This window comes from Pseudoxanthomonas suwonensis J47, from assembly GCF_000513955.1.
Lineage (GTDB): Bacteria > Pseudomonadota > Gammaproteobacteria > Xanthomonadales > Xanthomonadaceae > Pseudoxanthomonas > Pseudoxanthomonas suwonensis_C.
The window spans coordinates 1-10,619 of sequence record NZ_AZUZ01000045.1 but is presented as its reverse complement, the minus strand read 5'-3'; the positions used below and the strand labels follow the sequence as shown (position 1 = coordinate 10,619).

Genomic DNA, 10,619 nt, shown 5'->3' with positions numbered 1-10,619 from the left:
AGCGCATCCGGGGCACGGGCCGGCAGGCACTGTCTGGGAGCCGGCGCCCCGCCCCGAAGGCGGCCTGCGACCTTGTCCGGGCTACGGTCCGCTCCGGTTTCCCTCTCTCCCCGGGGTGAGGCGGGACGTCTGCGGGCCACTGGCGCGCATCCCGTCGAATCCCACGCCCCCTGGACGTGACCGGGGCGCGGAGCGGGTTACGGGTAAGGTCCGGGATCCGTCGCCGCGCTGGCGCACCTGCCCTCTCCCCAACCCCTCTCCCGGAGGGAGAGGGGCTTCAACGTCGCTTAGCGCACGACCTTGATGATGCCGCAGGCCACGCGGGCGCCGGCGTTGCCGGCGGGCTGGCTCTGGTAGTCGTCCGCGGACGCGTGGACGATCACCGCCCGGCCGGCGATGTCGTTGGCCGCGCCGCCGCCCAGGGTCACGCCGCGCAGGTGCACGTTGACCGTGGCCACGCCCTCGGCATTGCTGGTGATGTTGTCCATGTCACCGGCGTGGTGGGTCGCGGTGCCTGCGCGGCCGTGCGCGGTGGCGGCGGGATTGAAGTGGCCGCCGGCGCTGGTGGCGTCGACCGCGCTGCAGTCGCCCTTCTCGTGCACGTGGAAGCCGAACTGGCCCTGCGGGGCGAGGCCGCCGACTTCGCCGCTGATGTGTACGCCATCGCCCATCGGCGCCAGGGTGAGCTTGCCACTGACCCGGCTGCCGGACGCCGAGGCGAGCACGGCCTCGGCCTGCTGCGCGGTGCTGACCGGCGCGGGCGGTGCCGGTTCCGGGGCCGGCGGCGGCGTGGTGCTGCATGCGGCCAGGGCGAGCAGTCCGAGCGGCGCGAGGATCCTGTGCTTGTGCATGTGCGGTCTCCCGTTGGAAGACGCGCAGGATAAGGGCGGCGCGGGTGCAGAGGGAATGAAGCAACGGGATTGTGGGCGCGGTGCACACGTGGCACCGCGGTCCACGCCAGGCGTGGTGCCAGGTGCGTGCTTGTAGTGCAGACGCATCGGCTGCGGTAGCTGTGATCTGGCGTGCCTCTGTGGCGGACTGCCGCGCGGACCGCTCGCAGCAGGCGGTCCAGCGAGCGCAGCAGCTCGACCTTGTCCTCGTTGCCCATGCCCTCGGGCGGATCCAGCGCCGGATACAGGTCGCGCACGACCGGCGTGCCGGTGCGCACCAGCTGCCGTTCCAGCCGCGCCGTCGCCCGCGCCGAGCCGGCGGCCAGGCGAGGCGCGGGCAGTCGGTTTTCCGGGTCGACGGACTGGTGTCTGCCGCGATCTCCGATGTTGCTGGGCGCCCGGCCCTCACCCCTGGCCCCTCTCCCGGGGGGAGAGGGGAAATACTCAGCGGCGTTTGCGGCCTGGGCCGAGTTTGCGGGTCACGGTGTTGCGGCCTACGCCCAGCAGCGCGGCGGCTTCGACGCGGCGGCCGCCGGTGTGCTGCAGGGCGGCGTTGAGCAGGGCCTGGTCGAAGCGCTGGCGCGCTTCGGCGTGCAGGTCGCGCGCGCCGGCCTGCAGGCAGGCCAGGGCCCACTGGCCGAGCTGGCGGTCCCATTCGGCGGGCGCCGAGGCCACCGCGGGCAGCGGCACCTGCGCCTGCGGCGCGCGCGTGTCGCCGAGGTCCTCGACGGTGATGGTCTCGCCGGGCGCCAGCGCGGCCAAGCGCCAGCACAGGTTCTGCAGTTCGCGCACGTTGCCGGGCCAGTCCATCGCCTGCAGCGCGGCCAGCGCGGCCGGGTCGAAACGCTTGGCGCCGGCGCCGAGCTTGCGCGCGGCGCGGTGCAGGAAGGTGTCGGCCAGCAGCGGGATGTCGGCGCGGCGCTCGCGCAGCGGCGGGATCTGCAGGCGCACGACGTTCAGCCGGTGCAGCAGGTCGGCGCGGAAGCGGCCCTGCTGGACCAGCGCTTCGAGGTCCTGGTGGGTGGCGGCGATCACGCGCACGTCGACGCGGATCAGCTCGCGGCCGCCGACGCGGAAGAACTCGCCCTCGGCCAGCACGCGCAGCAGGCGCGTCTGCAGCGAGGCTGGCATGTCGCCGATCTCGTCGAGGAACAGGGTGCCGCCGTCGGCCTGCTCGAAGCGGCCGATGTGGCGCTTCTGCGCGCCAGTGAAGGCGCCGGCCTCGTGGCCGAACAGCTCGCTCTCCAGCAGTTCGGCGGGGATCGCGGCGGTGTTGAGCGCGACGAACGGGCCGTTGGCGCGCGGCGATTCACGGTGCAGCGCGCTGGCCACCAGTTCCTTGCCGGTGCCGGTCTCGCCGGTGATCAGCACCGACAGCGGCGCCTGGGCGAGGCGGCCGATCGCGCGGAACAGCGCGCGCATCGCCGGGGTGTCGCCGACCAGCTCGGACGCAGGCGGCTCTTCGGGCTCGGGCTCGGCCGCCGGTGCCGGCGCCTGCACCGTGCCGACCGGCAGCGCGCGCGCCGCGAGCGCGACCGCGTCGTCGAGGTCGAAGGGCTTGGACAGGAACTCGTGCGCGCCGCCGCGGAACGCGGAGGCGGTACTGGCAACGTCGGTGTACGCCGACATCACGATCACCGGCAGCTGCGGATGCGCGGCCTTCAGGCGGTCCAGCAGCTGGAGGCCGTCCTCGCCGGGCATCCGCACGTCGGTGAACAGCAGGTCCGGCGCGCCGCGCACGCGCAGCGCGGCCAGCGCGCTGGCGGCGTTCTCGAAGCCGTCGACCTCGTAGCCCGCGTCGCGCAGGGCGGTGGCGAGGACGAAGCGCACCGAGCGGTCGTCGTCGACGACCCAGACGCGGCGGTTCTCGGCGCTGGCGGCGGCCGGATTCATGCAGGCGGTGCTCCTTCGGTGTCGTTCTGCGGCAGCAGCAGGGTGAAGACGGTATGGCCGGGGCGCGAACGGAAGGTCAGCGAGCCGCGGTGTTCGCGCGCGACCTGGTGGGCCAGGGCGAGGCCCAGGCCGGTGCCATCGGCGCGGCCGCTGACCAGCGGCAGGAACAGGTGCTCGGCCAGTTCGTCGGGCACGCCGCGGCCGTCGTCGACGATCTCCACGCGCAGCGCGCGCGGGTGCAGGTGTTCGCGGATATGCAGGCCGTTCTCGACGCGGGTGCGCAGGATGATGGTGGAGGCGCCGGCTTCCAGCGCGTTGCGCACCAGGTTCCACACCGCCTGGGTGAGGCGGTCGGCGTCGCCGGGGAATTCGGGGATGCTGGGGTCGTAGTCGCGCTGCACGCGTACGCTCCAGCCGCCTTCGGCCTCGACCAGGCGCAGCACGCGCTCGAGCACGGCGTGGATGTTGAGAGGCGCGTGCGGGCGCTGCGGTGCCGGCGACATCAGCTGGTCGACCAGCTGGCTGAGGCGGTCGATCTCCGCGCCGATCAGGTCGAGCAGTTCGCGTTCGCCGCTGTCGTCCGGGCGCGCGGCGGCGCGGCGCGCCAGCAGCTGGGCCGCGCCCTTGAGCCCGGCCAGCGGGTTGCGCAGCTCGTGGGCCAGGCCCTTGAGCGCGGCCTGCAGGGCGCCGGGCAGGGCCTGGGCCGGGTCCGGCGCGGGGAAGGCATCGGCCGGGTGCGCTTCCAGCAGCCAGCCGTCGGCGGTGCGGGTCACCCAGCCGTCGGCGTAGCGCGGCGCCTCGCCGGGCACGCCCAGCGCGATCCGGTGCAGGCGCAGGACCTCGCGCTCCTCCTGTTCGAGGAAGCGGGCCAGGGCCTCGCCCTCCACCTCCAGCGCGGCCAGCGGCTGGCCGAGCAGGCGGCGCGGGCCGATGCCCATCCAGCGCGGGAACGCCGGGTTCATTCCGACGATGCGCGCCTGCGCGTCGGTCCAGGCCACCGGGGTGGTCAGCTGCTCCAGGGTCGGGGCGGCGGTCGGCGTGCTCACGTCCATTGCACCAATTTAGTGCAAGACGCGGTCCGGCGCGATCCCGCGCCGCGCCGGGGTTCAGCGCCGCTTGCGGGCCTGCTCGACCAGCGAATGCAGGATGCGGAGGTCCTCGGCGTCGAGGGTGTCGGCCTCGTCGCCGCGATAGTGGCGGCGGTAGGCGCGCACGGCCGCGGCGCGGTCGTCCAGCGGCCAGCCGATGGCCTGCATTGCCAGCCACGGGTCGAAGCCCGGCGGCGGATCGCCGTCGGCCGGGTCCGGCCACAGGCCGAAGCCGGCGCGGGCCAGCTCGGCCCACGGGAACTGGGCGCCGGGATCGCGCTTGCGGGTCGGGGCCAGATCGGCATGGGCGATGACCGCATGGCGCGGGATGCCCAGGCGCGTGCACAGGTCCTCGAGCAGGCGCAGCAGCGCTTCGATCTGCGCGGGCGGGAACGGTTCACCACCATCGTTGTCCAGCTCGATGCCGATGGAGGCGGAGTTGAGGTCGGTGATCGTGCCCCAGTTGCCGCCGCCGGCGTGCCAGGCGCGGCGCGAGTCCTCGACCAGCTGGTACAGGTCGCCATCGGCGCCGACCAGGTAGTGCGAGCTCACCGGCCCGCCGCTGTTGCGGGTGCGCAGGGTGACCAGGCTCTGCGCGACCGATTCCTGCTCGGTCGCATGCAGCACGATGATGGTGGCGCGGCGCTCGTCGTGGTTCGGCGAGGCTTCCCACTGCGCGATGGGGTTGCGTACCGGCGCCTGCGCGCAGGCGCCCAGCAGCAGGGCGAGCGCGACGATGGATGTGTGACGGAAAAAGTTGGCCATGCCTAATTGCAACGGCATGCGCCGCGGAAGGCAAGGACCACACGCGCGGTCCGCGACCGCCGTCGTCCGCCAGGATGCGGGAACGGCTGCTGCGGATGCGGAAGGAAGCCGCGAACACGGGATCACCTCGGCAGTGGCTGTTGCGCTGCGCCCCCCGGCCGTGCGCGTCTCCGGCGGCGGCCGCGGGAAGCGGCCGCCCCGGTGGAAAACCCCGGTCCGCGGCGTCGCGCCGCGGACCGGTTGCTGCGTCGATCAGGCCTCGTAGGCGGATTCGCCGTGCGAGCTGATGTCCAGGCCGACACGCTCGGCCTCTTCGTTGACGCGCAGGCCGAACAGCACCTTGGCGATGAGCAGGGCGACGACGGTGACCACGGCGCACCAGACGATGGTGAAGCCGACGCTGACCACCTGCACCCACACCTGGTGGCCGATGTCGAAGTCGGCGTCGCCGGTGCCGCCCAGCGACGGGGCGGTGAACACGCCGGTGAGGATCGCGCCGACGATGCCGCCGACGCCGTGCACGCCGAACACGTCGGCGGTGTCGTCGACCTTCAGCAGCTTCTTCAGGCCGGTGACGCCCCACACGCAGATCACGCCGGCGGCGAAGCCGACCACGATCGCGCCCAGCGGACCGACGGTGCCGCAGGCCGGGGTGATGCCGACCAGGCCGGCGACCGCGCCGGAAGCCGCACCCAGGGCGGACGGCTTGCCCTTGGTCAGCGCTTCGACCAGGGTCCAGCCGACGATCGCCGCCGAGGTGGCGAGGATGGTGTTGATGAAGGCCAGCGCGGCGGTGTCGTTGGCGGCGGCGGCCGAACCGGCGTTGAAGCCGAACCAGCCGATCCACAGCAGCGAGGCGCCGATGAAGGTGAACGGCACGTTGTGCGGCTTCAGCGCGACCTGGCCGAAGCCCAGGCGCTTGCCGACGAAGTACGCGCCCACCAGGCCGGCCACGCCCGCGTTGATGTGCACGACGGTGCCGCCGGCGAAGTCGATCGCGCCCAGCTCGGCCAGGTAGCCGCCGCCCCAGACGATGTGCGCCATCGGGATGTAGCTGAAGGTGAACCACAGCACCGAGAACAGCAGCACCGCCTTGAACTTGATGCGCTCGGCGAAGGCACCGACGATGAGCGCGGTGGTGATGGCGGCGAAGGTCGACTGGAAGGCGACGAACAGCAGCTCCGGGATCGTGCCGCTGAGGCTGGCGGTGGTGATGCCGGCCAGGAACGCCTTCTCCTTGAACGAGCCGAAGAACGCGTTGCCCTCGGAGAACACCGCGCTGTAGCCATAGAAGGCCCACAGCACGATCACCACCGAGGCGACGACCATCACCTGGCTCAGCACCGAAAGCACGTTTTTGCTGCGCACCAGGCCGCCGTAGAACAGGGCCAGGCCGGGCACGATCATCAGCAGGACCAACATGGTCGAGGTCAGCATCCAGGCGGTGTCGCCGGAATCCAGCGAGGCCTCCTCCTCGGCCGGCGCGGCTTCCTCGACGGCGACCGCCTCGGCCACCGCATCGCCGGCGGCATCGGCCGCTTCGACGACCTCGGTGGCCACTTCCTCGACGGCCGGCGCGGCGGTTTCTTCCTGCGCCTGCGCGGCGAAGGAGGTGGTTGCCATGGCCGAAACGAGCATCGTCAGGCACACGGCATAGAACCGGGACTTCCACCCGGCCAGGAATCGCATGTTCATGGGCTTCTCCGAGTGGTGGGTTAGAGCGCGTCCGCGCCGAGCTCGCCGGTGCGGATGCGGATGACCTGTTCGACCGCGGTGACGAAGATCTTGCCGTCGCCGATCTTGCCGGTGCCGGCGGACTGCTGGATGGCTTCCAGCACCGCGTCGACGCGGTCGTCGGTCACGACGGTCTCGATCTTGATCTTCGGCAGGAAGTCGACGACGTACTCGGCGCCGCGGTACAGCTCGGTGTGGCCCTTCTGGCGACCGAAGCCTTTCACTTCGGTCACGGTGATACCGGACACGCCCGCCTGGGCGAGGGCTTCGCGCACCTCGTCAAGCTTGAACGGCCGGATGATCGCGGTAATCAGTTTCATGTTCGCATCCCGATGGTGGAGGGTCCGGCGCAAAGGCCGGCGTTCGGAACCCGGGGATCACGCCGGGTCCCCATGGACCCGGCGCCCCCGCACGACATGGCCGCGCCGTGCCGGCCGCGGCACACCGATTCAGGGCTTGCATCCGACTTCTTGGGGGAGGTCATGCAGGCCCGTGAATCCCTTCGTTCCCCTGGAGCAGTGCTGCTGTTTCTTTCCTTTCCCTGTCTGCCGACGGCTTCCGGCCCCGCCGGAAACCGCAGCGCGCGCGGCTCCCCGCCGCGCGCGCCATGTTGCTCAGTTGCCGTAGTACAGCTGGTATTCCAGCGGGTGCGTCGCGGCGCGGAACTTGGTGACTTCCTGCATCTTCAGCGCGATGTAGCCGTCGATGAAGTCGTCGCTCATCACCCCGCCGGCCTTGAGGAACTCGCGGTCCGCGTCCAGCGCCTCGAGGGCCTGGTCCAGGCTCGAGCACACCTTCGGGATGTTCTTCTCTTCTTCCGGCGGCAGGTCGTACAGGTCCTTGTCGCTCGGCGCGCCCGGGTCGATCTGGTTCTTGATGCCGTCCAGGCCGGCCATCATCAGCGCGGTGAAGGTCAGGTAGCCGGACTGCAGCGGATCGGGGAAGCGGATCTCGATGCGGCGGGCCTTCGGGCTCGACACCCACGGGATGCGGCACGAAGCGGAGCGGTTGCGCGCCGAGTAGGCCAGCATCACCGGCGCCTCGAAGCCCGGGACCAGGCGCTTGTAGCTGTTGGTGCCGGAGTTGGCGAAGGCGTTGATCGCCTTGGCGTGCTTGAAGATGCCGCCGATGTACCACAGCGCCAGCTGCGACAGGCCGCCGTAGCCGTCGCCGGAGAACAGGTTCTTGCCTTCCTTCGACAGCGACTGGTGCACGTGCATGCCGCTGCCGTTGTCGCCGACGATCGGCTTCGGCATGAAGGTGGCGGTCTTGCCGTTGCGGTGGGCGACGTTCTTGACGATGTACTTCAGCGTCAGCAGCTCGTCGGCCTTCTTCACCAGGGTGTTGAACTTGGTGCCGATCTCGCACTGGCCGGCGGTCGCCACTTCGTGGTGGTGGACCTCGACCTCGATGCCGGCCTCTTCCAGGGTCTTGCACATCTCGGCGCGCAGGTCGTGCAGCGAGTCGGCCGGGCCGACCGGGAAGTAGCCGCCCTTGATGCCCGGGCGGTAGCCGGTGTTGCCGGATTCGTACTTGGTACCGCTGTTCCACGCCGCTTCCTCGGACTCGATCTCGAAGAAGGTGTGGCCCATGTCGTTGGCGTAGCGGACCGCGTCGAAGATGAAGAACTCCGGCTCCGGGCCGAAGAAGGCGGCGTCGGCGAGGCCCAGCGACTTCAGGTAGGCCTCGGCGCGCTTGGCCACGCCGCGCGGGCAGCGCGAGTAGGCCTGCATGGTGGCCGGGTCGAGGATGTCGCAGGTGAGGATCAGGGTCGGATCGGCGGTGAACGGATCCAGCACCGCGGTGCTGGCGTCGGGCAGCAGGACCATGTCGGATTCGTTGATGCCCTTCCAGCCGGAGATCGAGCTGCCGTCGAACATCTTGCCGTCCTCGAACAGCGAGTCCTCGACGATGCTGACCGGGAAGGTCACGTGCTGCTGCACACCCCGCATGTCGACGAACCGCAGGTCGACGAACTCGACCTGGTTGTCCTTGATCAGCTTCTCAACGTTTTCCACGGACATCGCTTGCAACCTCGGGTTGATGGGTACCGGCTACCAAGCAGGCCGCGTGCCAACTTTTGCGCACTCACAAGTCATTGATTCCACTGAACCGACGCCCGGGTTCGGGGCGGATTGCATCACAACAGTGCATCATTCCGGTGCAGGCTTTGAACCATAATGGTGCAACGAGCAGGGGCCGCGTCTCTTCGGTATCCTCGTGCGCCTTTCACACTCCGGCAGCGCACGTGTCCGACCTGTTTTCCGCCCTCCTGCTGGGCATCCTCGAAGGCCTGACCGAGTTCCTGCCGATCTCCAGTACCGGACACCTGCTCATCGCCCAGCACTGGCTCGGCGCGCGTTCGGACTTCTTCAACATCGTGATCCAGGCCGGCGCGATCCTCGCCGTGGTCCTGGCCTTCCGCGGCCGCCTGTGGGAACTGGCCAGCAACCTGCGCGATCCGGCCAACCGCGACTACGTGCTCAAGCTGGGCGCCGCCTTCCTGGTGACCGCGCTGGTCGGCCTGCCGGTGCGGCTGGCCGGCTGGGAGCTGCCGGAAACGGTGACGCCGGTGGCCACCGCGCTGGTCCTGGGCGGCATCTGGATGCTGGTGGCCGAGCGTGTGGCCGAGAAGCGTGGCGACGTGGCCACGATCACCTGGAAGGTCGCGGTGCTGGTCGGGCTGGCGCAGGTGGTGGCGGGGATTTTCCCGGGCACCTCGCGTTCGGCGGCGGCGATCTTCCTGGCGATGCTGGCCGGTACCAGCCGGCGTTCGGCGGCGGCGGAGTTCGTGTTCCTGCTGGCGATCCCGACCATGTTCGCCGCCAGCGGCTACGCCTTCCTGGAACTGGTCAAGGACGGTGGCCTGGGCAGCGAGCCGTGGGGCGACGTGGCGGTAGCCTTCGTCGCCGCGGCGGTCACCGGCTTCGTGGTGGTGCGCTGGCTGATGGGCTACATCAAGCGCCACCGCTTCACCGGCTTCGCGATCTACCGCATCGCCCTGGGCCTGGGCCTGCTGGCGTTCATGCCGGCCGGAAGCTGAAGCGCCTTCACGCGGACTGAATCCCGCCGGGCGCATCCAGCCGTTCTGTCGTCCGTCGCAGTCGAACACCCGCCTGCCGGCCACGGAGGCCGGCCCTGCCCGGAGGTTTCCCCATGAAGTCCCCGTACCTGCTGATCCTGCTGCTGCCGCTGGCCCTGGCCGGTTGCAACCGTCCTGCCGAACCCGGCACGCCGGCACCCGGCGAAATGGCCGCCGATCCGGCCGCGCCGCCGCCGCTGGCCGCAGCCGATCCGGCCACCCTGCTGCCTGCGCACCACTGGCGCCTCACCGAGGCCACCGACGCGCAGGGCCAGCGCATCGAGGCACTGTTCGCGCGCCCGGACCTGCCGCTGCAGCTGGATTTCGCCGACGGGCGCGTATCGGTGTCCAACACCTGCAATCGCATGAACGGTAGTTACACCCTGGCCGGCGACCGGCTGACGCTGGGCCGGATGGCTTCGACGATGATGGCCTGCACCGATCCGAAGCTGTCCGCGCTCGATGCGGAGGCCGGCGCGCGCCTGTCCGGTGAACTTGGCGTGGCGGCCTCGGCCGGCGATACGCCGGAGCTGATGCTCACCGCTGCCGATGGTTCGCGCCTGGTGTTCCAGGGCGCGCCGACCGCGGCCACCCGCTTCGGCGGGCCGGGCGAGCGGATCTTCCTGGAGGTCGGCCCGGAGACGAAGCCCTGCGACCACCCGCTGATCCCGGACAAGCAGTGCCTGCAGGTGCGCGAGATCCGCTTCGACGACAACGGCATCCGCGTGGGCGAGCCGGGCGAGTGGCAGAACTTCTACGACGAGATCGAGGGCTACACCCACCAGCCCGGCGTGCGCAACGTGCTGCGCATCGACCGCTACACCCGCCAGGACGTCCCCGCCGACGCCTCGCGTTACGCCTACGTGCTGGACATGGTGGTGGAGTCGGAGCAGGTGAAGCGCTGAGCCGGGCTGGACTGGCGGGATGTTCCCGCGGTCACCTGCGCGGCCGCGGGGATCATCCGTTCGGGCGCGGCGGTTCGAGTGGAGCCGCGGCAGCGCGGGGGTAGTGCGCATCGGGTTGGCGGCTCCGTCCGGAAAAATCGCGCCCAGCAGGGCCGTGCTTCCCGTAGAGCAGGGCCTGCCCTGCTGCTGTTGACGGGCATCGGCCCCGGTGCGTGGCAGCGGGGCAAGCCCCGCTCTACAGGGAGCGCCCCTTGTGCGTCTG

The 10,619-nt window shown here is 70.8% G+C and carries 9 protein-coding genes; 2 read left to right on the top strand and 7 right to left on the bottom strand.

The features are described from left to right. Nucleotides 1-287: 287 nt before the first annotated feature. The 7 genes from M503_RS0111340 to glnA form a co-directional block, all read right to left on the bottom strand. Nucleotides 288-851 carry a superoxide dismutase family protein gene (locus M503_RS0111340; protein ID WP_028920612.1) on the bottom strand — a complete coding sequence of 188 codons (564 nt, stop codon included), beginning with the start codon at nucleotides 849-851 and terminating at the stop codon, nucleotides 288-290. Nucleotides 852-1,334: 483 nt separating this feature from the next. Next, complete coding sequence (gene ntrC / locus M503_RS0111330) at nucleotides 1,335-2,783, bottom strand: nitrogen regulation protein NR(I) (RefSeq protein ID WP_028920611.1); 1,449 nt, start codon at nucleotides 2,781-2,783, stop codon at nucleotides 1,335-1,337. Continuing rightward, nucleotides 2,780-3,829 (bottom strand): ATP-binding protein, encoded by a 1,050-nt coding sequence (locus M503_RS0111325; RefSeq protein ID WP_028920610.1) that lies wholly within the window; start codon nucleotides 3,827-3,829, stop codon nucleotides 2,780-2,782. Before M503_RS0111325 ends, ntrC begins: the two co-directional genes overlap by 4 nt. Before the next feature lie 60 nt (nucleotides 3,830-3,889). Beyond that, a complete protein-coding gene (locus M503_RS0111320) occupies nucleotides 3,890-4,636 on the bottom strand; it encodes an N-acetylmuramoyl-L-alanine amidase (protein WP_037061292.1) in 747 nt (248 codons plus the stop codon). Nucleotides 4,637-4,888: 252 nt separating this feature from the next. Continuing rightward, nucleotides 4,889-6,331, bottom strand: a complete 1,443-nt coding sequence (locus M503_RS0111315; protein ID WP_028920608.1) for an ammonium transporter — start codon at nucleotides 6,329-6,331, stop codon at nucleotides 4,889-4,891. 20 nt (nucleotides 6,332-6,351) lie between these two features. After that, nucleotides 6,352-6,690 carry a P-II family nitrogen regulator gene (locus M503_RS0111310; RefSeq protein WP_024868950.1) on the bottom strand — a complete coding sequence of 113 codons (339 nt, stop codon included), beginning with the start codon at nucleotides 6,688-6,690 and terminating at the stop codon, nucleotides 6,352-6,354. 294 nt (nucleotides 6,691-6,984) lie between these two features. Then, on the bottom strand, nucleotides 6,985-8,394 hold the full coding sequence (gene glnA / locus M503_RS0111305; RefSeq protein WP_028920607.1) for a type I glutamate--ammonia ligase: 1,410 nt from the start codon (nucleotides 8,392-8,394) through the stop codon (nucleotides 6,985-6,987). Between the two features lie 224 nt (nucleotides 8,395-8,618). Between glnA and M503_RS0111300 the strand changes: the two genes are divergently transcribed. Beyond that, on the top strand, nucleotides 8,619-9,413 hold the full coding sequence (locus M503_RS0111300) for an undecaprenyl-diphosphate phosphatase (RefSeq protein WP_028920606.1): 795 nt from the start codon (nucleotides 8,619-8,621) through the stop codon (nucleotides 9,411-9,413). A gap of 113 nt (nucleotides 9,414-9,526) precedes the next feature. Then, nucleotides 9,527-10,357, top strand: coding sequence for an META and DUF4377 domain-containing protein (locus M503_RS0111295; RefSeq protein WP_028928262.1), 831 nt, complete (start codon nucleotides 9,527-9,529; stop codon nucleotides 10,355-10,357). Nucleotides 10,358-10,619: the final 262 nt, after the last annotated feature.

What these genes read in the sequence shown, in the direction of transcription:
- glnA (WP_028920607.1), bottom strand. Translation starts at nt 8,394, where the DNA reads ATGTCCGTGGAAAACGTTGAGAAGCTGATCAAGGACAACCAGGTCGAG.
- M503_RS0111310 (WP_024868950.1), bottom strand. Translation starts at nt 6,690, where the DNA reads ATGAAACTGATTACCGCGATCATCCGGCCGTTCAAGCTTGACGAGGTG.
- M503_RS0111340 (WP_028920612.1), bottom strand. Translation starts at nt 851, where the DNA reads ATGCACAAGCACAGGATCCTCGCGCCGCTCGGACTGCTCGCCCTGGCC.
- M503_RS0111320 (WP_037061292.1), bottom strand. Translation starts at nt 4,636, where the DNA reads ATGGCCAACTTTTTCCGTCACACATCCATCGTCGCGCTCGCCCTGCTG.
- M503_RS0111315 (WP_028920608.1), bottom strand. Translation starts at nt 6,331, where the DNA reads ATGAACATGCGATTCCTGGCCGGGTGGAAGTCCCGGTTCTATGCCGTG.
- ntrC (WP_028920611.1), bottom strand. Translation starts at nt 2,783, where the DNA reads ATGAATCCGGCCGCCGCCAGCGCCGAGAACCGCCGCGTCTGGGTCGTC.
- M503_RS0111295 (WP_028928262.1), top strand. Translation starts at nt 9,527, where the DNA reads ATGAAGTCCCCGTACCTGCTGATCCTGCTGCTGCCGCTGGCCCTGGCC.